The sequence below is a fragment of the Pandoraea sp. genome (assembly GCF_004297875.1).
In the GTDB taxonomy this organism is placed as follows: domain Bacteria; phylum Pseudomonadota; class Gammaproteobacteria; order Burkholderiales; family Burkholderiaceae; genus Pandoraea.
In genome coordinates this window covers 1-25,634 of sequence record NZ_SCSK01000020.1, presented here as the reverse complement: position 1 = coordinate 25,634, position 25,634 = coordinate 1, and the positions used below count along the sequence as shown (strand labels likewise).

At 63.9% G+C, this 25,634-nt stretch carries 21 protein-coding genes and 1 pseudogene; 5 read left to right on the top strand and 17 right to left on the bottom strand.

What is annotated here, in order from left to right; translation table 11 throughout:
• Window positions 1-5: 5 nt before the first annotated feature.
• Entirely contained in the window at window positions 6-920 is a 915-nt protein-coding gene (gluQRS, locus tag EPN80_RS06205; RefSeq protein WP_293024856.1) for a tRNA glutamyl-Q(34) synthetase GluQRS, read from the bottom strand.
• 11 nt (window positions 921-931) lie between these two features.
• Window positions 932-1,819 carry a sulfurtransferase gene (locus EPN80_RS06200; protein ID WP_293024854.1) on the bottom strand — a complete coding sequence of 296 codons (888 nt, stop codon included), beginning with the start codon at window positions 1,817-1,819 and terminating at the stop codon, window positions 932-934.
• Window positions 1,820-1,911: 92 nt separating this feature from the next.
• Here EPN80_RS06200 and dnaE point away from each other — a divergent pair, with 92 nt between their 5' ends.
• Complete coding sequence (gene dnaE, locus EPN80_RS06195) at window positions 1,912-5,376, top strand: DNA polymerase III subunit alpha (RefSeq protein WP_293024852.1); 3,465 nt, start codon at window positions 1,912-1,914, stop codon at window positions 5,374-5,376.
• 45 nt (window positions 5,377-5,421) lie between these two features.
• Here dnaE and EPN80_RS06190 read toward each other — a convergent pair whose 3' ends face one another.
• The 3 genes from EPN80_RS06190 to recQ all read right to left on the bottom strand — a co-directional run bounded on the left by EPN80_RS06190 (window position 5,422) and on the right by recQ (window position 9,119).
• Entirely contained in the window at window positions 5,422-6,195 is a 774-nt protein-coding gene (locus EPN80_RS06190; protein WP_293024913.1) for a glycosyltransferase family 2 protein, read from the bottom strand.
• Between the two features lie 50 nt (window positions 6,196-6,245).
• Window positions 6,246-7,091, bottom strand: coding sequence for a glycosyltransferase family 2 protein (locus EPN80_RS06185; RefSeq protein ID WP_293024850.1), 846 nt, complete (start codon window positions 7,089-7,091; stop codon window positions 6,246-6,248).
• A 165-nt stretch (window positions 7,092-7,256) separates the two neighbouring features.
• Window positions 7,257-9,119: a DNA helicase RecQ gene (gene recQ / locus EPN80_RS06180; RefSeq protein ID WP_293024911.1), complete on the bottom strand. Its 1,863-nt coding sequence runs from the start codon at window positions 9,117-9,119 to the stop codon at window positions 7,257-7,259.
• A 269-nt stretch (window positions 9,120-9,388) separates the two neighbouring features.
• On the opposite strand from recQ, the gene msbA reads away from it, so the two are divergent.
• A complete protein-coding gene (gene msbA / locus EPN80_RS06175; RefSeq protein WP_293024848.1) occupies window positions 9,389-11,131 on the top strand; it encodes a lipid A export permease/ATP-binding protein MsbA in 1,743 nt (580 codons plus the stop codon).
• Window positions 11,132-11,152: 21 nt separating this feature from the next.
• On the top strand, window positions 11,153-11,740 hold the full coding sequence (locus tag EPN80_RS06170) for a peroxidase-related enzyme (RefSeq protein ID WP_293024846.1): 588 nt from the start codon (window positions 11,153-11,155) through the stop codon (window positions 11,738-11,740).
• 23 nt (window positions 11,741-11,763) lie between these two features.
• On the opposite strand, the gene EPN80_RS06165 is transcribed toward EPN80_RS06170, so the two are convergent.
• The 12 genes from EPN80_RS06165 to hemF all read right to left on the bottom strand — a co-directional run bounded on the left by EPN80_RS06165 (window position 11,764) and on the right by hemF (window position 22,880).
• Entirely contained in the window at window positions 11,764-12,918 is a 1,155-nt protein-coding gene (locus EPN80_RS06165; RefSeq protein ID WP_293024845.1) for a cation diffusion facilitator family transporter, read from the bottom strand.
• A gap of 31 nt (window positions 12,919-12,949) precedes the next feature.
• Window positions 12,950-14,419 (bottom strand): ribonuclease G, encoded by a 1,470-nt coding sequence (rng, locus tag EPN80_RS06160; protein WP_293024843.1) that lies wholly within the window; start codon window positions 14,417-14,419, stop codon window positions 12,950-12,952.
• A 72-nt stretch (window positions 14,420-14,491) separates the two neighbouring features.
• Window positions 14,492-15,097 carry a nucleoside triphosphate pyrophosphatase gene (locus EPN80_RS06155; RefSeq protein WP_293024841.1) on the bottom strand — a complete coding sequence of 202 codons (606 nt, stop codon included), beginning with the start codon at window positions 15,095-15,097 and terminating at the stop codon, window positions 14,492-14,494.
• Window positions 15,094-15,852 carry a glycerophosphodiester phosphodiesterase gene (gene ugpQ, locus EPN80_RS06150; RefSeq protein ID WP_293024839.1) on the bottom strand — a complete coding sequence of 253 codons (759 nt, stop codon included), beginning with the start codon at window positions 15,850-15,852 and terminating at the stop codon, window positions 15,094-15,096. The genes EPN80_RS06155 and ugpQ overlap by 4 nt, the downstream gene beginning before the upstream one ends.
• Window positions 15,849-16,946 carry a sn-glycerol-3-phosphate import ATP-binding protein UgpC gene (locus EPN80_RS06145; protein ID WP_293024837.1) on the bottom strand — a complete coding sequence of 366 codons (1,098 nt, stop codon included), beginning with the start codon at window positions 16,944-16,946 and terminating at the stop codon, window positions 15,849-15,851. Before EPN80_RS06145 ends, ugpQ begins: the two co-directional genes overlap by 4 nt.
• Window positions 16,947-17,009: 63 nt before the next feature.
• On the bottom strand, window positions 17,010-17,855 hold the full coding sequence (ugpE, locus tag EPN80_RS06140; protein WP_293024835.1) for a sn-glycerol-3-phosphate ABC transporter permease UgpE: 846 nt from the start codon (window positions 17,853-17,855) through the stop codon (window positions 17,010-17,012).
• Entirely contained in the window at window positions 17,852-18,748 is an 897-nt protein-coding gene (gene ugpA, locus EPN80_RS06135; RefSeq protein WP_293024833.1) for a sn-glycerol-3-phosphate ABC transporter permease UgpA, read from the bottom strand. The genes ugpE and ugpA overlap by 4 nt, the downstream gene beginning before the upstream one ends.
• An 89-nt stretch (window positions 18,749-18,837) precedes the next feature.
• Window positions 18,838-20,157 (bottom strand): sn-glycerol-3-phosphate ABC transporter substrate-binding protein UgpB, encoded by a 1,320-nt coding sequence (gene ugpB / locus EPN80_RS06130; RefSeq protein WP_293024832.1) that lies wholly within the window; start codon window positions 20,155-20,157, stop codon window positions 18,838-18,840.
• Between the two features lie 130 nt (window positions 20,158-20,287).
• Window positions 20,288-20,758 (bottom strand): 23S rRNA (pseudouridine(1915)-N(3))-methyltransferase RlmH, encoded by a 471-nt coding sequence (rlmH, locus tag EPN80_RS06125; protein WP_293024830.1) that lies wholly within the window; start codon window positions 20,756-20,758, stop codon window positions 20,288-20,290.
• Window positions 20,759-20,768: 10 nt separating this feature from the next.
• Window positions 20,769-21,215 (bottom strand): ribosome silencing factor, encoded by a 447-nt coding sequence (gene rsfS / locus EPN80_RS06120; protein ID WP_293024828.1) that lies wholly within the window; start codon window positions 21,213-21,215, stop codon window positions 20,769-20,771.
• Between the two features lie 12 nt (window positions 21,216-21,227).
• A complete protein-coding gene (locus EPN80_RS06115) occupies window positions 21,228-21,941 on the bottom strand; it encodes a nicotinate-nucleotide adenylyltransferase (RefSeq protein ID WP_293024825.1) in 714 nt (237 codons plus the stop codon).
• A 30-nt stretch (window positions 21,942-21,971) separates the two neighbouring features.
• On the bottom strand, window positions 21,972-22,880 hold the full coding sequence (gene hemF, locus EPN80_RS06110) for an oxygen-dependent coproporphyrinogen oxidase (RefSeq protein WP_293024823.1): 909 nt from the start codon (window positions 22,878-22,880) through the stop codon (window positions 21,972-21,974).
• A gap of 261 nt (window positions 22,881-23,141) precedes the next feature.
• On the opposite strand from hemF, the gene EPN80_RS06105 reads away from it, so the two are divergent.
• Window positions 23,142-25,349, top strand: coding sequence for a M60 family metallopeptidase (locus EPN80_RS06105; protein WP_293024822.1), 2,208 nt, complete (start codon window positions 23,142-23,144; stop codon window positions 25,347-25,349).
• A 166-nt stretch (window positions 25,350-25,515) separates the two neighbouring features.
• Window positions 25,516-25,634 (top strand): annotated as a pseudogene (locus EPN80_RS06100) (S-(hydroxymethyl)glutathione dehydrogenase); the annotation flags it as partial.

The following is a 25,634-nucleotide window of genomic DNA, read 5'->3' as shown; positions in this document are numbered from 1 at the left end:
GCGAGTCACGCCGTCGGGCGCGCTACCCATCGCCGGGCCCACGCGGCGACCGCCCACTCGTAGAAACCTTCCAGGGTGGCCGCGTTGCCACTCGTCACCGGTAGCCCCAGAAAACGCGCCGCCCAGGTCAATTCCGACAGCAATGCGCTGCGATCGAGCGCCTGTGCGCCGTTTTGCTTGCTGAGCTTTTCACCGTCCTGCGCCAATACCAGCGGCACGTGCATATAACGTGGCGTGGGCGCGTTCAGGCATTGCTGCAGATAGATTTGACGCGCTGTCGAATCAAGCAGATCGGCGCCGCGTACGACGTCGGTGACGCCGGCCTCGGCATCGTCGACCACCACCGCCAATTGATACGCCCAGGGTCCGTCGGCGCGCCTGAGTACAAAATCGCCGACTTCGGTAGCAAGGTTTTGCCGCTGCTGGCCGAGCCAGCGATCGGTAAATGAAATGGTCGCGGCATCCCCCTGCGGTATGCGCACTCTCCACGCCCGTGGAGCTTTGCCCTGCAGACCGTTGCGGCAGGTGCCGGGATAGGCCAGTGTCATGTGACGTGCGCGGGTGTTGGCCAGCGAGTCGGCAATCTCGCGGCGCGTGCAGCCGCAGGGGTAAATCAGCCCCCGGGCATCGAGCGCATCGAACGCGGCCTGATAACGGGCGACGCGCTGGTGTTGCCAAATCACTGGCTCATCCGGGCGCATGCCCAACACCGCGAGCGTATCGAGAATATCCTCGGCCACACCCGGCAGGCAGCGCGGCTCGTCCAGGTCTTCGATGCGGATCAGCCACGCGCCGCCATGCGCGCGGGCATCCAGATAGCTGGCCAGCGCGGTGACCAGCGAGCCGCGATGCAGCGGACCGGTGGGCGACGGCGCGAAGCGCCCTCTGTACCGTTTGATCAAGGGCCGTGCGCTGGCCATAGGGGCGCCACTCAGGCCGGATCGGCCTGGGTCTGCAGTACTGCCCCGGCCGCGCGTCGGCCGGTGGCGGACTGGTCGGCGCAATGCGGGCAGCGCTCGCCCGGGACGTAATCCGGCGATTGCTGCTGCTCGGCGGTAACCACCGCCCGACAGGCGAAGCACTGCACGGTCGGTGCGGGTGCGAGGCCCGGCGTGAGCGCCGTGCGGTAGTCGAACACGAAGCAGTCGCCCCGGTAATGCGCACCGCCGACCTCCTCGAAATATTTCAGAATGCCGCCCTCGAGCTGATAGGTGTTTTCCATGCCGATATTCTCCATGTGCAGCACGGCTTTCTCGCAGCGGATGCCGCCGGTGCAAAACGACACCACAGTCTTGCCGGCGAAGTCGGTGCGGTGCGCGGCGATCACATCGGGGAACTCGGAGAATTTATGCAGACGGTAATCGATCGCGCCCTCGAAGGTGCCGACATCGACTTCGAACGCGTTGCGCGTGTCGAGCAGCATGACCTCGCGTCCGGCGTCGTCGTACCCCTGGTCCAGCCAGCGTTTGAGCGTGGCGGCATCGACGACCGGCGCGCGCCGCTCGGCCGGCCGGATGACCGGCATGCGCATGGTGATGATTTCCTTCTTGAGCTTGACCAGCATGCGACGAAACGGCTGCTCCTGCGACAGGCTCTCCTTGACCGGCATGTCGGCCAAGCGCTCGTCGGCGCGCAGATGCGCCAGGAACGCGCTGATGCACTGGCTGGCGCCGGCCAAAAAGAGGTTGATGCCCTCCGGGGAAAGCAGGATCGTGCCCTTGAGTTCGAGCGATTGGCATAGCGTGAGCAGCGGCTCGCGCATGGCGGCGGGGTTCTCGAGCGCGATGAACTTATACGCCGCGATATTGACGATAGACATGGTGAATGAAGCGTTCGCGAATGGTTCGCTATTATCGCTCAAAGCGGGTTTCGGCTGACCGCGGCGCAGGGGCGGCAGAGTACAATAGCCGGATGTCCGAACCACGCTATCTCCACCTTCGCCTGCACTCCGAATACTCGATCGCCGACGGCATCGCGCGCGTCGACGCCGCCGTCGAGGCGGCGGCCGCCGACGGGCAGGGCGCGCTTGCGCTGACCGATCTGGCCAATCTGTTCGGGGCCATCCGTTTTTATAAAGAGGCCCGCGGCCGGGGCGTCAAACCGATCATCGGCTGCGACGCCTGGATCACCAACCGCGCCGAGCGCGACAAGCCGTCGCGTCTGCTGTTGCTGGTGAAAAACCGCACCGGCTATCTCAATCTGTGCCAGTTGCTTACCAAGGCGTGGCTCACCAACCAGTCACGCGGCAAAGCCGAGATCGACCCGGCGTGGTTCGAGCAGGACGGCATGGCCGAAGGCCTGCTGGCCTTGTCCGGCGCCCAGTTGGGCGATATCGGGCAGGCCATCGCGGCCGGCAACGCCGATGCCGCCCGGCGGCACGCCGAGCATTGGGCGCGCGTTTTTCCCGGCGCGTTCTATATCGAACTGCAGCGAGCCGGCCTGCCCGGCACCGAACAATATATCCAGCAGGCGGTGATGCTGGCTTCGACGCTGCGCTTGCCGGTGGTCGCCACGCACCCGATCCAGTTCATGACGCCCGACGACTTCACCGCGCACGAGGCGCGCGTGTGCATCTCGGAAGGCGAGATGCTGGCCAATCCGCGCCGCGTCAAGCGCTTTACCGCGGAGCAATACTTCCGCACGCAGGACGAGATGTGCGCGTTGTTCGCCGATATTCCGTCGGCGCTGGCCAACACCGTCGAAATCGCCAAGCGCTGCAATCTGACGCTGGAACTGGGCAAGCCCAAGCTGCCGCTGTTTCCCACGCCCGATGGCATGTCGCTCGACGACTACCTGGTGCAGCAGGCCAAGGATGGACTGGAAGTACGCCTGGCGCAACTCTATCCCGACCCGGCCGAGCGCGAGGCGCAGCGGGCGGCTTACGAGCAGCGCCTGGCGTTCGAGACCGGCACCATCATCAAGATGGGATTCCCGGGCTACTTCCTGATCGTGGCCGACTTCATCAACTGGGCCAAGAATAACGGCGTCCCGGTCGGGCCCGGCCGGGGCTCGGGAGCCGGCTCGCTGGTGGCCTATGCGCTGGGCATTACCGACCTCGATCCGCTGCGCTACAACCTGCTGTTCGAACGCTTCCTGAATCCGGAGCGGGTCTCGATGCCCGACTTCGATATCGACTTCTGCCAGGACGGGCGCGACCGCGTCATTCAATACGTCAAGGAAAAGTACGGCGCCGATGCGGTCTCGCAGATCGCCACGTTCGGCTCGATGGCTGCCAAGGCCGCGGTGCGCGACGTCGGCCGCGTGCTCGACCTCGGTTATAACTTCGTCGACGGCGTGGCCAAGCTCATTCCGTTCAAGCCGGGCAAGCATGTCACGCTCGACGACGCGATGAAGGAGGAGCCACTGCTGGCCGAGCGCTTCGCCGCCGAAGACGAAGTACGCCAGTTGATGGAATTGGCGCAGCGCGTCGAGGGCCTCACCCGCAACGTCGGCATGCACGCGGGGGGCGTGCTGATCGCCCCGGGCAAGCTGACCGACTTCTGCCCGCTGTACACCCAGGGCGAGGACGGCGGGGTTGTCAGCCAATACGACAAGGACGACGTGGAGGCCGTCGGCCTGGTGAAGTTCGACTTCCTGGGCCTGACCACGCTGACCATCCTGAACTGGGCCGAACGCTATATCAAGCGGTTGCATCCGGAGATGGCCGACTGGTCGCTCGCGCAGGTGCCGCTGGACGACCCGCAGGCGTTCGGCATGCTCAAAAAGGCCAACACGGTGGCCGTGTTCCAGCTGGAAAGCCGCGGCATGCAAGGCATGCTCAAGGACGCGCAACCCGATCGCTTCGAGGACATCATCGCGCTGGTGGCGCTGTATCGTCCCGGCCCGATGGATCTGATTCCCAGCTTCTGCGCGCGCAAGCACGGCCGCGAGCGCACCGAGTATCCCGATCCGCGCGTCGAGCCGGTGCTCAAGGAGACCTACGGCATCATGGTCTACCAGGAGCAGGTGATGCAGATGGCGCAGATCATCGGTGGCTACTCGCTGGGCGGCGCCGACCTGTTGCGCCGCGCGATGGGCAAGAAAAAGGCCGAGGAAATGGCCAAGCATCGCGAATTGTTTCGCGATGGGGCCGCCAAGAACGGGCTTTCGGCCGAAAAAGCCGACGAAATTTTCGACTTGATGGAAAAATTCGCCGGCTACGGTTTCAATAAGTCGCACGCGGCCGCCTATGCGCTGCTGGCGTACTACACAGCCTGGCTCAAGGCGCACCATCCAGCCGAATTCATGGCGGCCAACATGAGTTTGGCGATGGACGACACCGACAAGGTCAAGATTCTCTACGAGGATTGCCTGGCCAACGGTCTGGCGGTGCTGCCGCCCGACGTCAACGTGTCGGCCTACCGGTTCGAGCCGGCCGATGCGAAAACCGTGCGCTACGGCTTGGGCGCCATCAAGGGCAGCGGCCAGAGCGCCATCGAAGACATCCTGCGTGCGCGCGCCGACAGGCCCTTTACCGATCTGTTCGACTTCTGCGCACGCATCGACCGGCGCGTGGTCAACCGGCGCACCGTCGAGGCGCTCATTCGCGCCGGGGCTTTCGATCAGCTCAATCCGAATCGCGCGCAATTGATGGCCTCGGTCGGCCTGGCGATGGAAGCGGCCGAGCAGGCCAGCGCCTCGGCCAATCAGGTCAGCCTGTTCGATCTGGCCGACGGCGAGAACCTGCATGCGCCGATCGAGCTGGTCGACGAGCCGGCCTGGCCCGACAAGAAAAAGCTGCAGGAAGAAAAAACCGCGCTGGGCTTTTATCTGTCGGGCCATTTGTTCGATGCCTATCGCGACGAGGTGCGCCGCTTCGTGCGCATCAAGCTCGGCGACCTGAGCGAGGGCCGGGACAAGCTGATTGCCGGTGTCATCACCAGCATGCGCACACAGATGACGCAACGAGGCAAGATGCTTATCGCCCTGCTCGATGACGGTACCGGCCAGATCGAAGTCACCGTGTTCAACGAGCAATACGAGGCGCATCGCCATTGCTTCAAGGAAGACGAATTACTGATCGTGCAGGGCAACGCACGGCACGACAGCTTCACCGGCGGCCTGCGCTTTACCACCGAGTCGGTCATGGATCTCGGCGCGGCGCGGGCGCGCTATGCCCGCGCGCTGCGCCTGTCGTTCAATGGCAACGCCGACCCGCAGCGCCTGCGCGCGGTGCTGCAGCCGCATTGCGCGATCTACCGCATGGGCGCCAACGGCGCCGGCGCCAGCGGCTTGCCGGTGCACATTCGCTATGCGCGCTCCGATGCGCAGTGCGAATCGAGGCTGGGCGACGACTGGAAGGTCCAGCCGGGTGACGAACTGCTTGCGGAACTGGCTTCGTGGCTGAGCCCGGCGGCCGTGGAATTGGTGTATTGACTCTCGAGGCTGGCGGCATGGTGCACGGCACTGCCGCCGGCGTGGCTATTCGAGCGGAGCAGACGGGGTTGAGTGCCGCTGGCGCAGCGCCCGCAGCTGCTGGTATTTCGAATAGGTCGTATGCGCATGAGAACGGCTGATCGCAAAACCCGCCCACCCATCCATGAAGCCGCGCTGCAGCACGAAAGCGCGCACGAACGCCCAGCCGCTCTTGTACCAGGGCGTTAGCGCCGACACCTTGACGCCTCGCCGGAACAGCTCTTCGGCGCCTGCCTTCGCGTAACGCGCGCTCTTCTCCTCGACTTGGGCCATGGTGGTGTAGCTGTAGTGCAGCAATTGCTCGCGCAACCGGCCGAGGGTCCCGTCGACGAGTACCCGTTCATGAACCAGATGATCGCTGAAACGCCCCGCGCCACGCTTGAACAGGCGCAGCACGTAATCCGGATACCAGCCGGAGTGCCTTACCCAGTGGCCGCAAAATTGCGACAGGCGAGGGATTTCGTAGCCGGCATGATGCGCCTGGCTTACCGCATCGGCAATTTCGTTGGCCAATGCCGGGCTCAGGCGTTCGTCGGCGTCGATCGACAGAATCCACGGTTGGGTGGCCAGGCCGAGCGCGCGGTTTTTCTGCGGACCAAAGCCCGGCCAGTCGGGCGTGACGTGCACCGTGGCGCCGGCTTCGCGGGCGAGCTCCACGGTGCCATCGGAGCTGCCGCAATCGACCACGATCATCTCGGCGGCGATCGGCTCGACTGATGCCAGGCATGCCACGATGTTGTTGCGTTCGTTGAGCGTGGTGACGATCACGCTCAATGGCAGCTTCGTGGCAGGCGCGCGGCTCGGCGCGTTCGCATCGTGGGGGCCGTTGCTCATGGTCGATGGGTATCCTGAAGATCCGTGCCGGGCCGCATTCCTTGCTCGACGAGATACTGTCCGCTGCGCAGGCGCGCCTGTACGGTTTCATAGTTGCCGCGCGCGCGGTCCCGCGGCGCTTCGCGGTGCCACAAATGAAAGACCTCCGTGGCGAAATATCCGCGCGTGCGGCGCACCCCGTAGTTGTAGAGCCGGGCAACCAGATCGGCGTCCTCGTGCCCCCAGCCGACGAAGCTCTCGTCGAAGCCGTTGATGGCCTCGAGATCGTCGCGCCAGACCCCCAGGTTGCAGGTCTTGATGCCGCGCAGGCTGGTCGGCTTCCAGCGGCGCAGCGGCATAGCCTGAAAACCCAGCAGCGGGAGCACCTTGTTGATATGCCGCTCACGCCGCTGCGCCAGCCAGAAGGATAGCGGCAGACGCTGAATCGCGGCCTGTTCATCGAGCAGGCGCCGCGTGAGCGGCTCGTCGAGCAGAATACGGCTGCCGGTCACGATGTGACCGGTTTCGGCCAGGCGGCGATGCGCGGCGACGAACGTGCGCTGCGGCACGCAGTCGCCGTCGAGGAACACCACGTAGTCGCCCTGAGCGGCCAGGATGCCCTTGTTGCGAATGGCTGCCGCGCGAAAGCCTTCGTCCGGCTGCCAGACATGCGCGACGCGCACGGGCGCCGCGGCACGAACCGACTCCACCAGCATGGCGGTGTCTTCGGCGGATCCGTCGTCGGCCACGATCAGCTCACAGTTTTGATCGGTCTGGTCCAGGCAGGCGCGCAACACCGCCGCCAGCGCATCCGGGCGGTTGTACGTCGTGATGACCAGAGAGATGCGTCCTGGGCGGTTCATTGGGTTCGATCGCTTGGCTCGCCGGCTGGCGAAATGGTGGTGTATGGCATCGTCTCGAAATGCATTCGGGTCGAACATGCAGGGGGCGTTCGCTTCCGCGTGCCGGGCAAATCACACGGGCGTGCCGAGTATACTGCAACCGCTTCGAAGCCCGCCGTGCTTTGGCTAAGTCTCGGCGAGCACCTTGAGCAAAGCCTCGCCATAACGCTCGATTTTTGCCACGCCCAGGCCCGAGATCTCGGACAGGGCGTCCTGGCCGGCCGGGCGGCGCTGCGCCAGCTCGCGCAGGGTACGGTCGTGCAGGATCACGTAAGCGGGCACCTGCTGCGTGCGGGCGGTTTCCTGGCGCCATTGGCGCAAGCGCTCGAACACCTGCTGATCGGCAATGTCAAGCTCTTCGTGCGCGCTGCTGTCGCCATAGCCGGCAAGCCGGCCGCGCCTGGCTGCCGCTTTGCCTGTCGGCGCGCGCTGGCGGCGAAAATCCAGCCGCATCTCGCCCTTGAGCACCGGCCGTGCGGCCGGGTTCAGAACCAATGCGCCATAGCGTGTCGCGTCGGCTTCGATGATGGTATGCGCCAGCAATTGGCGAAACACCGCGCGCCAGCCGGCGTCGTCCAGTTCCGCGCCGACGCCGAAGGTCGGCAGGGCTTCATGGCCGAACTGGCGGATTTTGTCAGTGGCGCGGCCGCGCAGCAGATCGATCAGATGGCCGGCGCCGAAGCGCTGGCCGGTGCGCAAAATCGCCGATAGCGCTTTTTGCGCGGCCACCGTGCCGTCCCATACTTCCGGCGGGTTCAGGCAGACATCGCAATTGCCGCACGGCGCGCTGGCCTCGCCGAAATAGTCGAGCAGCACGGCGCGGCGGCAGCGCGCCGCCTCGCAATAGGCCAGCATGGCATCGAGCTTTTGCCGCTCGATCCGCTTTTGCGTCTCCGGCGCGGCCGACTCGTCGATGCGGCCGCGATGCACCACCACGTCGTTCAGTCCGTAGGTCATCCAGGCCTCGGCCGGTTCGCCGTCGCGACCGGCCCGGCCGGTCTCCTGATAATAGGCTTCCAGGCTCTTCGGTAAGTCCAGGTGTGCCACGAAGCGCACGTCGGGCTTGTCGATGCCCATGCCGAACGCCACTGTGGCGACCATCACCAATCCCTCATCGCGCAGAAAACGCTGCTGGTGCGCGCGTCGCACTTCGGCGTCGAGGCCCGCGTGATAGGGCAGCGCCGCGATTCCTTGAGCTTGCAGCCAGACGGCGGTTTCCTCGACCTTTTTGCGCGACAGGCAGTAGACGATGCCGGCTTCGCTGCGATGGCGAGCGAGAAACGTCAGCAACTGACGGCGCGGATTGTCGCGGTCGACGACTTCGTAACGGATATTGGGCCGATCGAAACTGGCGACGAACACGCGCGCGTTTTCCAGACCCAGCCGCACGCGGATCTCGTCGCGCGTGGCCGTGTCGGCGGTTGCCGTCAGGGCGATGCGAGGCACCGCCGGGTAACGTTCATGCAGTGCCGAGAGTTGAATGTATTCGGGGCGGAAGTCATGCCCCCATTGCGACACGCAGTGCGCCTCGTCGATCGCGAACAGGGCAATGCGGTTTTGTTGGTCGAGGCGGTCGAGCTGGCCGAGGAAGCGATCGGTCAGCAAGCGCTCCGGCGCTACATAGAGCAGGTCGAGCTCGCCGCGCATCAGACGCCGCTCGACGTCGGCGGCCGCATCGCCCGGCAGGCTGGAGTTCAGATAGGCCGCCCGCACGCCGGCTTGCAGCAGCGCATCGACCTGGTCCTGCATCAGTGCGATCAGTGGCGACACGACGATGCCAGTGCCCGCGCGCAGCAGCGCCGGAATCTGGTAGCACAGCGACTTGCCGCCCCCGGTGGGCATCAGCACCAGCGCGTCGCCGCCTTGCGCGAGATGCTCGACGATATCGGCCTGATCGCCGCGAAATGCGTTATAGCCAAAAACGGTGCGGAGAAGGTCGAGTGCGGTTGCCATGGCCCGCAGTATACCGGCCGTCGCCTTGGCCGACATGTCCGGCATGCGCGGACTTGAAGTTTTACGCCGCATTGCGCTGCGTTGCCAACGTCGCGACGGAACCAGATGCGACAGCTACGCGCCTGCGGCGAGCTCGTTCATGCCGGGAGCCCGCCAGTGGGCTGTGTGCGCGAAGTTATGCACAGGGCTGTCCACAAAATCTGTGGACAACGACCGGCGACGCCAGGCTTTACCGATCGCACAGGGATATGCAGTGCCCGGCAGTGGCTGGTTTAGAATACCGGTTTGCATTTGTCCGGATATTCATGAACGCTCCCCCGCCCGCAAGCAAGGTACTGTGGCGCTTGTATGGTTACCTTCGTCCTTACTGGGGAATGGGCCTGCTTGCGATTTTTGCGATGGCGCTGGTGGCGGCATCCGAGGCGGCGATTCCTGCGGTGCTCAAGCCGGTGCTCGACAAGGGGTTCGGCACCAGGCATCCCAGCGCGCTGTGGTTCGTGCCAACCGCGATCGTCGGGTTGGCGGTGCTGCGCGGGCTGGCTCAGTATAGTTCCAATTATTTGCTGTCGTGGGTCTCCAACCATGTATTGCTCGATCTGCGCGTGCGCATGTTCGAGCGCATGTTGCACGCGCCGGCAGCGTTCTTCCAGCGCCAGACCACCAGCACGCTGATCAACTCGATTGTCTTCGAGGTCAATCAGGTGTTATCGGTGCTCACCGGCGTGCTGATCACGATGGTGCGGGATTTCCTCACCGTGGTCGGGCTGCTTGGTTATCTGTTCTATCTGAACTGGCGCCTGACGCTGGTCGTTGCCGCGATCATGCCGATCATCGGTTTCCTGGTCAGCAAGATCAACCGCCGCCTGCGCCGTCTGAATCGCGAAAACCAGAATCTGACGAATGAGCTGTCCTACGTGGTCGAAGAGGCCGCGGGCGGCTACAAGGTCGTCAAGATCCACAATGGCGAGGCTTATGAGACGCGCCGCTTCGATGCAATGACAACGACCCTGCGTGGCTATGCGATGCGCATGACCATTGCCGGTGGACTGGCCCAGCCGCTCACGCAGATGCTTGCCTCGATTGCCCTGGCGATCGTCATCACTTTCGCGATGATCCAGTCGGCCAGCAACCAGACCACAGTGGGCGGGTTCGTCGCATTTGTCACCGCGATGCTGCTGGTGGTCTCGCCGCTCAAGCGCCTGATCGATGTCAACCAGCCGCTGCAACGTGGCGTGATTGCCGCCGAGATGATTTTCCGGTTGATGGACGAGCCGATCGAATCGGCTGGCGGCCCGCGCCCGCTCGAGCATGCGCGTGGGCAATTGGCGTTCGAACATGTGGACTTTCGCTATGGACTCGACACGATCGCGCTGCGCGACGTGAGCTTCAGCGTGTCGCCTGGCGAGATGATCGCTCTGGTAGGGCCTTCGGGCAGCGGCAAAACCACACTGGTCAATCTGCTGCCGCGCTTTTTCGACCCGACGGCCGGCGAGATTCGCCTGGACGACGTGCCGATCCAGGAATTCCGCCTGGCCGACCTGCGTCGCCAGATCGCTTTCGTCAGCCAGGACGTCGTGCTGTTCAACGACACCATTGCCGCCAATGTCGCGTACGGGCAGGAGATCGATGCGGTCCGCGTCGACGCTGCGCTGGCGGCGGCGAACCTGCGCGATGTCGTGCAGGCGATGCCCGACGGGGTAAGGACGATGGTCGGCGACAACGGCATGCGCCTGTCGGGCGGCCAGCGTCAGCGCCTGGCGATCGCCCGTGCGATCTACAAGGACGCGCCGATCCTGATTCTCGACGAAGCGACCTCCGCGCTCGACTCCGAATCGGAGCGCCACGTGCAGGCAGCGCTGGAGGTATTGATGCGGGGCCGCACCACGCTGGTGATCGCGCATCGCTTGTCCACCGTCGAGCGCGCCGACCGCATTCTCGTGCTCGAGCATGGCAAAATCGTCGAGCAGGGAACGCACCAGCAATTGCTGGCCCGTAACGGCATCTACGCGCATTTGCACGGCATCCAGTTTGCGCGCCGCGACGCGTAGGCCACCGCAGGAGACGACTTCATGACTCACGCCGCACCCATCAGCCGCTACCCCGTACCCGACCTCAATGCCCTGCCGGATGACATCCGGACGCGCATTCTGGAGGTGCAGGAAAAAGCCGGCTTCGTGCCCAATGTGTTCCTGACGTTGGCGCATCGGCCCGACGAATTCCGCGCGTTCTTCGCCTATCACGACGCGCTGATGCTCAAGGACGGCGGACTGAGCAAGGGCGAGCGCGAGATGATCGTGGTCGCGACCAGCGGCGCCAACGACTGCCTGTATTGCGTCGTCGCCCACGGCGCGATCCTGCGCATCTACGAAAAGGCGCCGCTACTGGCCGATCAGCTTGCCGTGAATTACCTGAAGGCGGACATCACGCCGCGGCAGCGCGCCATGCTGGCTTTCGCCATGAAGGTCTGCCAGCAGGCGGGCGCCGTCGACGACGCCGATTTCGACGCGCTGCGCGCCCAAGGCTTTAGCGACGAAGATATCTGGGACATCGCGGCAATTACCGCATTCTTCGGCATGTCGAACCGCATCGCCAACGTGATTTCGATGCGCCCGAACGACGAATTCTTCCTGATGGGGCGCGTTCCCAAACAGAAATGACTCAGTGCGGGGCAGGCTGCGGTTCAGCCCGACGTGACTTGCGTTGGTAATTGACCCGCAACCCGCGCGAACACCCGCACGCCGCGCAGTCCGAAGCGTTCCTGCAGCGCCTCGCTGATGGCGCTGCACACGGCCGGCGACGGGAAGCGGGCACTGGCGCCGAGATAGATGTCGAGCTCCGCGGCCCCTTCGAGATAGTGAGGATTGATTCCCGATACCGACAGGCCGTGCTCCGCGCACAACGATTGCACAGCGGCGAGCAGCTCCGCATGAGAGGGCAATGCGATCTCCCCGGTGCCCTGCGCATCGCTTTCCGGATCGACATGCACCAGCACGTCGAGCACCAGCGGATCCTGCATGACGTTGGCGCGCGCTTGTTCGGCGATGTAGTGCCCCTCGGAGACCGAAATTCGCGAGTCGACCAGGATGTGCACGTCGACGACCGCCGAATCGCCCATCTTCCGTGTGCGTAGCGCATCGATGCCATGCACGCCGGCAGTGCCAAGCAGGCGGCTACGGATACCCTCGATCGCCTCCTCGCTCAAGCCGCGGTCGATCAGGTCCTGCAGCGAGTCCCACGTGAAGCGCCAGCCCATATGACCGACGATGATGCCAACCACGCCTGCGGCGATCGGGTCAAGCATGCGCCAGCCCGCCAGATTGCCTGCAATGCCGATGGCCACCACCAGCGACGAGGCCGCGTCCGAGCGCGCATGCCACGCGTTGGCTACCAGCATCGCCGAGCGGACCCGCTGCGCTTCGCGCAGCATGTAGCGAAACAGGGTCTCCTTGGCGACCAGCACCGCCAATGCGACGACCAGTGCGGATACGTGCACCGCGGGTATCTGCGAGGTGTCGAGCAGCCGCTCGCCGCCGCGCCACAGCATGCCCGCGCCGACCACCAGCAGAATCACGCCGAGAAATAGCGAGGCGACGTTTTCATAGCGGTTGTGTCCGTACGGATGCTCGTCGTCGGGCCCTCGACCGCTGCCATGGTTGGCTGCCAGCACCACGCCGTCCGACACCAGGTCCGACAGTGAATGCACGCCGTCGGCGATCAAGGCCTGGGAACGCGCCAGTGTGCCGACCACCAATTGCAGTAGCGTGAGTCCGATGTTGACCCAGATGCTGACCCAGGTAATCCGGCTGGCTACGGCTTGCTTGTCGCTGTAAGTCATATTGAAAGGTTGGGGGGAGGTCGCGGCAACGCTACATCAGGATGATGTCGTATTGCTCCTGGCTGAAGGTTGTTTCCACCAGCAGCGACACGGGCTTGCCGATGAAATCGCACAGCATCGCCAGATGCTGCGATTCTTCCTCGAGAAAAAGGTCCACCACGGTCTGTGCCGCGACGAGGCGGAATTCGCGCGGGTTGAATTGGCGCGACTCACGCAGGATTTCGCGCAGGATGTCGTAGCACACCGTACGCGGCGTTTTCAACTGGCCCTTGCCGGCGCATACCGGGCACGGCTCGCACAGCACATGCGCGAGCGATTCGCGCGTGCGCTTGCGGGTCATCTCGACCAGCCCCAGTTGCGAGAAACCATTGACGGTGATGCGCGTGCGGTCGCGTGCCAGGGCTTTCTTCAGTTCGGCCAATACCGACTCGCGATGCTCAGCGTTGACCATATCGATGAAGTCGAGAATGATGATGCCGCCAAGATTGCGCAGCCGCAGTTGGCGCGCGATCATCTGCGCCGCCTCGAGATTGGTCTTGAAGATCGTGTCGTCGAAATTGCGCGCGCCGACGTAACCGCCGGTATTGACGTCGATGGTCGTCATCGCTTCGGTCTGATCGATCATCAGGTAGCCGCCCGATTTCAGATCGACGCGGCGCGAAAGCGCACGCTCGATTTCGGTCTCGACACTATAGAGATCGAACAGCGGCCGCTCGCCGGTATAGTGGCAGAGCTTGTTCAGCACGGCCGGCGTGTAGACGGCGGCGAACTCGGTCAATTTCTGAAAGGTCTCGCGCGAATCGACCAGGATTTTGCCGGTCTCCTCGTGCACGAAATCGCGCAGCACGCGCTGGGCAAGGTTCAGATCCTGATGCAGCAGCGCCGGCGCCGGCACGCGCGTGGCTTGCCATTGAATCGTCTCCCAGGTCTTGCGCAGGTAGTCGATATCGTTCGACAGCTCGCTGTCAGCCGCGTCCTCGGCGATTGTGCGCACGATGAAGCCGCCTTTTTCGTCGGTGGGCACCAGCCCCTGCACCTTGCTGCGCAGGGCCTCGCGTTCGGCCTCGCTCTCGATGCGCTGGGAAATGCCGATGTGCGGCTCCTGCGGCAGATACACCAGCGTGCGACCGGCGATGCTGATTTGCGTGGCCAGGCGCGCGCCCTTGGTGCCGATCGGGTCCTTGATGACCTGCACCATCAGGGTCTGGCCCTCGAAGACCATTTTTTCGATCGGCGGCTGGGGCGGGTTGCTGGCGCCATCGTGATCATTGCGCGGATGCCAGATGTCGGCCACATGCAGGAATGCCGCGCGCTCCAGCCCAATGTCGATGAAGGCCGATTGCATGCCCGGCAGCACGCGCGCGACCTTGCCGAGATAAATGTTGCCCACCAGGCCGCGCGACAAGGTGCGCTCGATGTGCAGTTCCTGGACCGCGCCCAACTGCATGAGGGCCACCCGCGTCTCCTGCGGGGTAATGTTGACCAGAATATCTTCGTTCATAAAGGATGGGCGCTGAATGGGCTTTATTTTTTTCCGAGGCCTGCCAGAGCGTCCGAGGCTATCGAGGGTCGTTCAGAAATCGACGCCGACCTGGCGCAGCAATGCGGCGGTTTCATATAAGGGTAAGCCCATGATACCGGAATAGCTCCCGTCGATGCGCATGATGAATTCAGCGGCCTTGCCCTGGATGCCGTAGGCGCCGGCCTTGCCCATCGGCTCGCCGCTGGCCACGTAGCGCTCGATTTCTTCCTGGCGCAGCGGGCGAAACCAGACATGCGAGATGCTCAACGCGTGGAACGTGCGCGCGTCCGTGGTGATGGCCACGGCGGTGAGCACGCGGTGGCGCGTGCCCGACAGTCGGGCCAGCACCGCCCGGGCGTCGGCGTCGTCGAAGGGTTTGCCCAGAATCGTGCCGTCCAGGCATACCGTGGTGTCGGCCGTCAGAATCGGCGCAGGCGGCAACTGCCGGCGACTGGCCCGGGCGATCGCAGCCTGCGCCTTGAGCAGGCATACCCGTTGCACATAATTGTCCGGCGGCTCGCCGGGCAGGACCGCTTCCAGGCTCTCGGTGTTTTCGTCGTTGGCGGGCAGCAGCAATTCATAGCTGACGCCGAACTGCCGCAGCAGCTCTTGGCGACGTGGACTTTGCGAGGCGAGGTAAATCGATGGCACGGTCATGAGGCAAGAAAATCGGCGCCGATCAGGTCGATGCGATCGGTGCAGATCGCATCGACACCCCAGCGGGCAAGTTCCCGGGCGCGGTCGGGTTCGTTGACAGTATAGGCCAGCAGATACAAACCGGCTGCCTTGACTTGCGCGACCAGCTCGGCACTGAGGTGGCGATGGCTGGCGTGCAGCGAAACGCAAGCCAGACTCGCGCATTGCTCGCGCCAGTCCGGCGGCACCGCTTCGAACAGCAATCCGCGCGGCAGGTTGGGCGCGGCGCTGGCCGCGGCGGCCAGCGCCGCGTAGGAAAAGGACGACAGCAGCGGCGCGGTCTGATCCCGCCAAAGCACGGCGGCCTGGCCCGCGACGATGCGGCCGGTCTCGGTGTCGCGGCCAGGGCAAGGCTTGATCTCGATATTGATGGCCATGTGCCGCTCGGCGCAGCGCCGTGCGACCGCCTCGAGCGTGGGCATGGACTCGCCGGCGAAGGCCGGTGAAAACCACGCGCCGGCATCGAGCGCGGCAATCGACTGATAGGGCATGGCAGCGGCGGCGCCGTGACCATTGCTGGTACGGTCCACCGTGTCGTCATGCAACAGGAAGACGACATTGTCGGCCGACAACTTCGCGTCGCATTCGGCCATGCGCAGGCCCAGGCGTGCGCCGGTATCGAACCCCGCCAGGGTATTTTCCGGCGCCAGCGTGCCGCCGCCGCGATGGGCGACGATACGCGGATAAGGCCATGTGTTCGGGGCGGACTGGCTCACGATTCGATCCTTTTGCCGCTGTCGGCGTCGAAAATATGCAGGTTGCGCGCCGGCAGAGCCAGTCGCAGCACCTCGCCGGCACCCGGTCGCAGCTCGTGGGGCAGGCGCACGATCACGTCCTGTTCGCCCCATCGGCCGTGCGCGAGATTATCGGCGCCCAGCAGCTCGCATGTGTCGACCGGCAACTCGATGGGTGCGGCGCCGGGCTCGCCGGGTTGCGTCGTTCCGGCGGGCAGCAGATGCTCGGGCCGCACGCCCAGCACCAGGTTGCGCCCGGCCAGCGCCGGCATCGGTTGCGGCAGCGGCAAGGCCGGGCCGCCGCCGGCCACGGTGAAGCATTTGCCCTCGGCCTGGACACTCCCGCGCAGCAGATTCATCGCCGGCGAGCCGATGAAGCTCGCGACGAACAGCGTGGCGGGGCGCTCGTAGACCTCCACCGGGGTGCCGATCTGTTCGGCATGTCCCTGGTTCATCACGATCACCCGATTGGCCAGCGTCATGGCCTCGACCTGATCATGCGTCACGTACAGGCTGGTGGTCGCCAGCCGCGCGTGCAGCCGCTTGATTTCCAGGCGCATTTGCACGCGCAGTTTGGCATCGAGATTCGAGAGCGGCTCATCGAACAGGAAAACGGCCGGCTCGCGCACGATGGCGCGGCCCATTGCCACCCGCTGGCGCTGGCCGCCCGAGAGCTCGCGCGGCTTGCGTCCGAGCAGCGGCTCGAGCTCCAGGATGCGCGCGGCGTTCTCGACCCGCTGCCGGATGGTGGCCGGATCCATGCGCCGGATCTTCAGGCCATAGGCCATGTTGGCGAACACGTCCATGTGCGGATACAGCGCGTAGTTCTGAAACACCATGGCGATGTCACGATCCTTCGGTTCGAGCGCGTTGACCCGCTTCTCGCCAATGTGAATATCGCCGGCGCTGACGCTTTCGAGACCGGCCACCATGCGCAGCAGGGTCGATTTGCCGCAGCCGGACGGGCCGACGATCACGACGAATTCGCCGTCGTCGATGGCGATATCAATGCCGTGCAGCACGAAATGCTTGCCATCGTAGGATTTCTTGACGTCGCTGAGCGAGAGTTTTGCCATGGCGCTGAAATTATCGGAGATCGGGCGAGAAGGAGTCGGGCGCAGGGCGCGCGGGCGTGGCGGTCATTTTTCGGTATCCACGAGGCCCTTGACGAACCAGCGTTGCATCACGATCACCACCAGCAGCGGCGGCAGCATCGCCAGCAGCGTGGCGCTCATCACCAATTGCCATTGGGTGGCCGTGTCGCCGCCGCCGATCATGCTCTTGATGCCGATCACGGCAGTCGTCATGTTGGGCACGTTGGTTACCAGGATCGGCCATAGATACTGATTCCAGCCGTAAATAAAGGTGATCACGAACAACGCGGCGATGTTCGTCTTGGACAGCGGCAACACGACGTCGAAGAAGAAGCGCATCGGTCCCGCCCCGTCGATGCGGGCGGCTTCGATCAATTCGTCGGGCAGCGTCATGAAAAATTGCCGGAACAGAAAGGTGGCGGTGGCCGAGGCAATCAGCGGCACGGTCAGGCCCGCATACGTGTTGATCATGTGCAGATCGGAGATGACCTGCACGGTGGGGAAAATGCGTACTTCGACCGGCAGCATCAACGTGATGAAAATCAGCCAGAAAAACAGGTTGCGCAGCGGGAATCGGAAATAGACGATCGCATAGGCCGACAGGATCGATACCGATATCTTGCCGACGGTGATCGTCAGCGCCATGATCAGGCTGTTGCCCAGCATCATGCCGAACGGCGTGGCCGCATCGCCCGCGCCTTGCCGCCAGACCGTCGCGATATTGTGCAACAGATGCGTGCTCGGAATCAGCGACAGCGGCACGTTGAAGATCTGTGTCTCGTTCATGGTGGCAGCAACGAACGCCACATACAGCGGAAACAGGACCATCAGCACGCCGGCGATCAGCATGGCGTGGCAGAACAGGTCGAGCCCCTTGCGATTTTCGATCATGCGTATTGCACCTTGCGCTCGACGAAGCGGAACTGGATCACCGTCAGGACGATGACGATGCTCATCAGGATCACCGACTGCGCGGCAGAACTGCCGAGGTCCAGCCCCTGGAAGCCCTCGGAATAGATCTTGTAGATCAGGGTGTCGGTCGACTGGCCGGGGCCCCCGCCGGTGGCCGCATCGATCACCGGAAAAGTATCGAAGAACGAGTAGACCAGATTCACAACCAGCAGGAAGAACGTGGTCGGCGAGAGCAGTGGCAGCGCGATGGCGAAGAAGCGGCGCACCGGGCCGGCGCCGTCGATTGCGGCGGCTTCGATCAGCGAGCGCGGAATCGCTTGCAGGCCGGCGTAGAAAAACAGGAAGTTATAGCTGATCTGCTTCCACACCGAGGCCAGCACCACCAGGAACATCGCCTGCCCGCCATTGAGCGCGTGATTCCAGGCGATTCCGAGCTTGCCCAGCCCGTAGGCCACGATGCCGATGCTGGGGTTGAACAGGAACGCCCACATGACCGCGGCAATCGCCGGGGCGACTGCATAGGGCCAGATCAACAGCGCCTGATACAGGCGCGCGCCGCGGGTGACGCGGTCGGCCATTGCCGCGAGCAGCAGCGAAATGGTCAGGCCGAAAAAAGTCACCATGCCGCTGAACAGCATGGTGGTCTTGAATGAGGCGAGATAAAGCGGGTCGTGGAATAGCGCGGTGAAATTGCCCAGACCGACAAACCGGGTCGAAAGACCGAACGCATCCTGCGATGAGGTCGATTGCCACAGCGCCTCGCCAGCCGGCCACAGGAAAAAGATCACGGTAATCAGCATCTGTGGCGCCACCAGGGCGTAGGGCAGCCAACCAGTGCCAAAGCGCGGGCGCTCGCGGGAGGTTTGCGTCATGGTCTTCGATCTTCAAGGGCGAGACGGCGGGGCCACCGGCCCCGCCGCAGGGGTCGATCGCGATTCGCCGAATCGCGATCTGGCGGCGCTTAGCCGCCGGACTGCTGGAACCGCCGCAGCAGCACATTGCCGCGGCTGACCGCAGAGTCGAGCGCCTGCTTGGCGGTCTTCTTGCCGCTCCAGACGGCTTCGAGCTCTTCGTCGACCACCGTGCGGATTTGCGGCATATTACCCAGACGCAGGCCGCGCGTAAACGGTAGCGGCGGTTTGAAGAGCATCTGCTTGATGGCCACGTCGGCGCCCGGATGCTTGGCGTAATAGCCCTGCTTTTGCGTCAACTCATAAGCGGCCTTGGTCACCGGCAGGTAGCCTGTGTCCTGATGCCACTTCGCGGCGACTTCGGGCGAGGTCAGGAACTGCAGGAACTCAGCCACACCCTTGTAGACGTTGGCCGACTTGCCGCCCATCACCCACAGGCTGGCGCCGCCGATGATGGCGTTTTGCGGCGCGCCCTTCACATCCGCGTCATACGGCATCATGCCGACGCCATATTTGAATTTGGCGTATTTCTCGATGTTGGCCAACGCGCCCGAACTGGTGGTCATGATGCCGCAGTCGCCGCTGTAGAACTTCGACGTCGCTTCGTCCTTGCGTCCCACGTAGGTGAAGGTGCCCTGCTTGACCATATTCGCCAGGAAGGCGATGTGCTTGACCTGCTGCGGGCCGTTGAATTCGAGCACGGCGTCCGTGCCGTCGAAGCCGTTGTTTTTGGTGGCGATCGGCAGGCCATGCCAGGCGCTGTAATTCTCGATCTGCACCCAACCCTGCCAGCCGGTGGTGAATCCGCATGACATGCCCGAAGCCTTGAGCCTGGCGGCGTCGGCAGCCACGTCGGCCCAGGTGCGCGGCGGTTTGTTGGGGTCCAGGCCTGCCTTCTTGAAGGCATCCTTGTTGTAGTACAGCACCGGTGTGGAGCTGTTGAACGGCATCGAGATCAAATGATTGTGGCTGTCGCTGTAATAGCTGGCGACCGTCGGCACGAAGGCGCTCTCGTTAAAAGGCACGCCGGCATCCTTCATGACTTGCCAGACCGGCTTGATCGCCTTGCCGGCGCCCATCATGGTTGCGGTGCCGACTTCGTAGACCTGCAAAATGGCCGGCGGGTCGCCGGCGCGATAGGCGGCAATGCCTGCCGCCATGCTTTGCTCGTAGTTGCCCTTGTAGATCGGGACGATCTTGTATTGGGTCTGCGAGGCGTTGAACTCCTTGGCGATATCGTTGACGCGATCGCCCAGTGCCGACTCCATCGAATGCCAGAACTGAATTTCGGTGACGGCGCTTGCCGTGCGGCAAAGCCCCAAAGCAAGAACGGCGCTCAGGCAAGCCAGGCGCAGTGTATTTTTCTTCATCCCAATCTCCTCAGATTGAACGGAAAACCGCGTCCGCCCCAGCGGACGTTGGCGCGCGTAGCCTACCATGTTTGTATGGCATTTCAATAGCGTGCCGGGCGATCCGGCAGCATCGGCGCAGCGCGTCTGTTCAGGCGCGGTGATAGGGATGATTGGCCGTGATGCTCCAGGCGCGATACAACTGCTCGGCGAGCAGCACGCGCACCATGCCGTGCGGCAGCGTCAGGCTCGATACGCGCAGCAGCATGTCGGCGCCGGACTTGAGCGCCGGGTCCAGGCCGTCGGCGCCGCCGATCACGAAGGCGACGTCGCGACCGTCCTGTTGCCATTGCTCCAGCCGCTGCGAGAGCGCCACGGTCGTCAGATCGCGCCCGTGCTCGTCCAGCGCGATCAGCCGGCCGGCACGCGGCAGGGCTGCTTCGATACGTTGCCGCTCGAGGGCCATCACGGTCTGCGCGGTTTTGGCCGACGAGCGCTGTTCCGGGCGAATTTCCTTGAGTTCGATGCGCAGTTCCGGCGGCATGCGCTTGGCATACTCGCCGAAGCCCGTCTCGATCCAGTCGGGCATCTTGTGCCCGACCGCTACGATCACCAGCCGCATCGAAGCGGGCTCAGGCCTTGCGGCCGGTGGCGCGGCCCGCGCGCGCCTTGACTGGCGCCGCGGCGGCCTCGTCCTCCTCGTCATCGGCGGCGGCCATGGCCGGCCCGCTCTTGGCCGCCATGCGCAGCCGTACCGGCTTGCCGCCCCAGATTTCTTCGAGGTTGTAATACTGGCGCAGGGTCGGCTGCATGATATGGACAACCGCGTCGCCGCAGTCGACCAGAACCCATTCGCCGACGTCCTCGCCCTCGATGGCGATGATCTCCCCGCCGGCTTCCTTGACCTTGTCGCGCACGCTGGCGGCCAGTGCCTTGGTCTGGCGGTTGGACGTGCCGCTGGCGATGATGACGCGATCGAACAGCGAGGTCAGGTGCTCGGTGTTGAATACGACGATGTCCTGGGCTTTGACGTCTTCCAGCGCATCCACGATGGTGCGCTGCAGTTTGCGGATATCCATGGCAATGATTGGTCAGGTGCGATAAAGGTGGTGCGCCCGGATGTAATCCAGGATGGGCGCCAGCAGGTCGGCGGCAGCGCCTGCTGGCCGGCGCGAATCGTTCATTCTGGCGAGTTCGGCGCGCAGGTCGGTAGCCGAAATGTCGATGGCCAGCGAGTCGTCCAGCAAAATGTGGCCGCAGGGGCTCGATTGTACCGTGTCGGCGTCGGCACCGCGTGCGGCGATGGCCGCGCGCACCGCCGGCGGCGCGCTGCGCCAGTCGAAGCCCGGGCGCGCTGCCACGCCGATATGCGCGGTATCGAACAGCCGTTGCCATTCGTGCCAGGTGTCCAGTCGCAGCAACTGGTCGGACCCGATCAGCAGCGTCAGCGACGCATCCGGTCCGAGTTGCCGGCGCAACTCGCGCAAGGTGTCGATGGTGTAACTCGGACCCTCGCGCTCGATTTCCATCGTGCTCACGCGCAGCGTCGTTGCCAGGCAGGCGCGCCGCAGGCGTTCGGCCAACACCGCGGCGGCCAGTCGGGTCATCGCCAGACGATGCTGCGCGGGCGTACTGTCATGCTTCTGCGGCTGCTGCCCGGCCGGCATCAGGATCAGCTCGTCGAGCGCCAGCGTCGCGGCGAACAATTCGCCCAGCGCCAGATGGCCGGCGTGGATCGGATCGAACGTGCCGCCCAGCAGGCCAATGCGGCGAATCGGCGAGGAAGGGGGTTGCTGCAATGGCATGGCCGTGATGAGTTGCTGGAAGGGCGACGTTTATACCCACTCGCGGTGGATCAGATAGTCGGTGTAGAGCTTGGCTTCGAGCGAACCGGGAATCGGCTGCCAGTCATAACGCCATTTTACGACGGGCGGCATCGACACCAGGATCGACTCGGTGCGCCCGCCCGACTGCAGGCCGAACAGCGTGCCGCGATCGTAGACAAGATTGAATTCGACATAGCGGCCGCGCCGGAAAGCCTGGAAGTCGCGCTCGCGCTCGCCGTACGCCATCGCCTTGCGGCGCTCGATGATCGGCAGATACGCCTGCAGGAAAGCATTGCCCACGCTCTGCACCATGGCAAAACTCCGGGCGAAATCAGGCGTGCAGTGGTCGTCGAAGAAAATACCTCCGATGCCACGCGGTTCATTGCGGTGCTTGAGAAAGAAATATTCGTCGCACCACTGCTTGAAGCGCGGATAGAGTTCGGTGCCGAACGGGTCGAGCGCGACCTTGCAAGTCAGGTGGAAATGGCGGCAGTCCTCCTCGAACCCATAGTACGGCGTCAGGTCCATACCGCCACCGAACCAGAAAACCGGCGTCTGCCCGTCCTGCGTGGCGACCAGCATGCGCACATTCATATGCACGGTCGGGCAATAGGGATTGCGCGGATGCAGCACGAGCGACACGCCGAGCGCCTCGAAGCCGCGTCCGGCCAGCTCCGGCCGAGCCGCGCTGGCCGACGGCGGCAGGCGATCTCCCTGCACATGAGAGAAATTCACGCCGGCCCGCTCGAATAGCTTGCCATTCTCCAGCACCCGGGTCTTGCCGTCGCCGCGCAACGCGCCGTCGGCCGGGCGCTGCCAGTCGTCCTGCACGAACGGCGTGCCGTCCAGGCGGGACAGGGTGGACACGATCTGCTCCTGCAAACCCAGCAAATAGTTGCGCACTTCGAGGGCATTCATCGTCGGATCCTCACGGGGCTTGAATCCCCCAATTGTACCGGCCCGGCATCGCTGGCGCACCCCGTGCCGGCCATCCGACGCCGTCGTCGGGCAGGAAAACTCCTCTGTTTCCGCGAGATTTCTGACGTCCTGGCCGGCACTTTCGGCCGCGCGAATGCCGGAAGTCGTCTGGGGGTTTCGTATCGGAGAGCGAAAAATTCGAGGTGAGTTGCGGCCGATAGGGCGGTCGTGATTTATCTCTCGAAAGGAAACTGAACGTTTATGAAAGCAAGTCAAGTTTACCGTGCACATTGGGCGCGTGTCGGCGTCGCCGCATTAGTGGCCGCCGCCGTTCTAGGCGCCACACCCGCCTCGGCGGCGGAGCAATCCACCGCCGGCATGCATGGCGGGTCCGGCAGTGCGGCCGAGCGGGCCGGCAGCATCGTGCCCGCGCGCCACATTGAAGTGAAGCAATATGAGTCCGAAGGCGCCATGCGCGACGCCGACCTGACCTCGCACTCGCGCAACCCGTTTCAAACCACGGGCTACTGGGTCAAGGCGGGCGACACCATGGTGATCGATTTTGACGACGCCGGCGTTGCACCGGGCGTGCCTCTGGAAGTGTGGATTCTTCATCCCACCGACAATACCGAGCACTATCACTATGCGCAGAAAATCAAACTGCTCAAGGGAGAAAACCGTATCGCCGTGGAGAAAGACGGCATCGTCAATATCGTTTATGAACACGCGCCGACCAGGCACCCAATGACGGTGACCCTGCGCGAAGGAGGCCGCGCCTTGCCGCACTTCGTGTTGGGCAAGCACACCAATGCGCAATGGCAGGAGATGCTGGCGACTTATGCCGATGCGCAGTATGTCGAACTGGTGGGGCAGCACGTGGCCATTACCGTTCGTGCGTCGCATGCCAGGCAACTGGCCGACCCTTCGGAGCTGCTGCGCACCTGGGACCGGATCGTGCCCGGCGTGCAAACGCTATACGGCGTTGGCGCCGATAAAACCCCACCTCACCGGCTGGATCCGCGACCGATGCGCATCGTCGACGCATATAACGGCACCAGGCAGGGCCACGATGTCATCGTGATGGAGGGCGTCCGCCTGTATACCGACGATGGCGCGGCGCGCATGATTGCCAGGGATGCGCTCACGCGCAGTGCGTGGACCATCTGGGGGGCGCTTGGGCATCAATACATGCCCAAGCCAATGAAGTGGCGCGGCGCGGCCTATGACGTCGATGATCTCGGCGCGCTATACCTGCAGCAATGGCTCGGCCAGCCATCGCGCTATGAAATTCAAGGCACCTGGGAAAGCTTGAAGCGCTATTTCGCCAGCGAAAAACGTGATTTCGATCGCCTGACGCCCCACTTTCAGGCCGCAATGGCATGGCAACTGCATTTGACCTTCGGCAAACAATTGCTGGCCGACATTGGCACCGCCTACCGTGACATGGCTGCAAAAGGTGTGAAACTGCCAACGGACCCCTATGGCCAGGTCAAGGAGATGCTGCAACTTTTCATGCATCAAGCCAGCGTGCACTCCGGCTACAACCTGCTGCCGTTCTTTGAAAAATGGGGAGTGTTTATCGATCCCCAGACGCGTCAGCAAATCGAGTCGCTGCAACTGACGCCTTTGGTCGAGCCGATCTGGGAGAATCGCGACAGCGATATTCGCTACGATCTGTCGAGGAAGTGCGACATTTCCGGGATCAAGGCAGCGGTGACTTCGCCGCAGCGGATGGATGGTGGTTATCGCCGCGACGTGCAAGTTCCGCTCGAGGGCAAGGTGGCCCAGTGCGGCACCGCGCAGTATCTGTGGGAGCAGATCGATGGTCCGCAAACGCTGACGATCGCCGATACGCGCAGCGCGCGCACCACCTTCACGGTGCCCGGCGGTCTGCAGGACGGCACCTTCAAGTTCAAGCTTACCGTGTCGGACCGCCGCACCGGCGCAAGCGACTCAACCGTGCATGCATTCCGGGTCGATAAGCGGCTGGCGGCCGTGCGCGCGCCTGCCAAGGCCAAGACTGGCGAGACCGTCACCCTTGGCGGGCGAGTGCGTGACGTCATGGATTTCGCGCTGACCTTCCAGTGGCGCGTGCTCGATGCAACGGGCAATGAAGTGGCCACAGGGACCGGCACGCGCGACAAGGCGTGGCAATTCACTCCGAAGGCAGTGGGCCAGCACAAAGTGCTCATGACCGCCGTGGCGACCAAGGAAGGCTGGGATAACAGCATCGAGGCGCACGCCGAGCACATGCTGACGGTCGAGCAGGGCGCTGACCAGGGGCAGCAGTATCCGGCCTATAAGGAAGGGACTGCCTACCAGGCTGGCGACGTCGTTCGCGGTCGCGACGCCAGGCTGTATCAATGCAAGCCATGGCCGTTCACCGGCTGGTGCAGCAAGTCGGCACGTTTCTACGAGCCGGGCCAAGGGCTTGTGTGGCGCCAAGCGTGGGATCTGTATAAGCGCTGATTCCGCGCCTGGAGAGCCCAGGGCCGTGCCGGTGGCGCGGCCCTGTTGTTTTTCCATGCGACAAAGTTCGTTCAGTGTGCGTCACGAAATCGAACCACGCATGCGCATGGCCAGGCATCTGGTGTATGGTTGAATTTTTGATCAATGACGCCGAGGACAGATACCGATGAAAACACGCGCCGCCATCGCCTGGGAAGCGGGCAAACCGTTGACGATCGAGGAGGTCGATCTGGAGGGCCCGCGCGCGGGCGAAGTGCTGATTGAAGTGAAGGCCACCGGCATTTG

Coding starts and splice junctions, on each gene's coding strand:
- gluQRS (WP_293024856.1), bottom strand. CDS start 920: ATGGCCAGCGCACGGCCCTTGATCAAACGGTACAGAGGGCGCTTCGCG.
- EPN80_RS06200 (WP_293024854.1), bottom strand. CDS start 1,819: ATGTCTATCGTCAATATCGCGGCGTATAAGTTCATCGCGCTCGAGAAC.
- dnaE (WP_293024852.1), top strand. CDS start 1,912: ATGTCCGAACCACGCTATCTCCACCTTCGCCTGCACTCCGAATACTCG.
- EPN80_RS06185 (WP_293024850.1), bottom strand. CDS start 7,091: ATGAACCGCCCAGGACGCATCTCTCTGGTCATCACGACGTACAACCGC.
- recQ (WP_293024911.1), bottom strand. CDS start 9,119: ATGTCGGCCAAGGCGACGGCCGGTATACTGCGGGCCATGGCAACCGCA.
- msbA (WP_293024848.1), top strand. CDS start 9,389: ATGAACGCTCCCCCGCCCGCAAGCAAGGTACTGTGGCGCTTGTATGGT.
- EPN80_RS06170 (WP_293024846.1), top strand. CDS start 11,153: ATGACTCACGCCGCACCCATCAGCCGCTACCCCGTACCCGACCTCAAT.
- EPN80_RS06165 (WP_293024845.1), bottom strand. CDS start 12,918: ATGACTTACAGCGACAAGCAAGCCGTAGCCAGCCGGATTACCTGGGTC.
- rng (WP_293024843.1), bottom strand. CDS start 14,419: ATGAACGAAGATATTCTGGTCAACATTACCCCGCAGGAGACGCGGGTG.
- EPN80_RS06155 (WP_293024841.1), bottom strand. CDS start 15,097: ATGACCGTGCCATCGATTTACCTCGCCTCGCAAAGTCCACGTCGCCAA.
- EPN80_RS06145 (WP_293024837.1), bottom strand. CDS start 16,946: ATGGCAAAACTCTCGCTCAGCGACGTCAAGAAATCCTACGATGGCAAG.
- ugpE (WP_293024835.1), bottom strand. CDS start 17,855: ATGATCGAAAATCGCAAGGGGCTCGACCTGTTCTGCCACGCCATGCTG.
- ugpA (WP_293024833.1), bottom strand. CDS start 18,748: ATGACGCAAACCTCCCGCGAGCGCCCGCGCTTTGGCACTGGTTGGCTG.
- ugpB (WP_293024832.1), bottom strand. CDS start 20,157: ATGAAGAAAAATACACTGCGCCTGGCTTGCCTGAGCGCCGTTCTTGCT.
- rlmH (WP_293024830.1), bottom strand. CDS start 20,758: ATGCGGCTGGTGATCGTAGCGGTCGGGCACAAGATGCCCGACTGGATC.
- rsfS (WP_293024828.1), bottom strand. CDS start 21,215: ATGGATATCCGCAAACTGCAGCGCACCATCGTGGATGCGCTGGAAGAC.
- EPN80_RS06115 (WP_293024825.1), bottom strand. CDS start 21,941: ATGCCATTGCAGCAACCCCCTTCCTCGCCGATTCGCCGCATTGGCCTG.
- hemF (WP_293024823.1), bottom strand. CDS start 22,880: ATGAATGCCCTCGAAGTGCGCAACTATTTGCTGGGTTTGCAGGAGCAG.
- EPN80_RS06105 (WP_293024822.1), top strand. CDS start 23,142: ATGAAAGCAAGTCAAGTTTACCGTGCACATTGGGCGCGTGTCGGCGTC.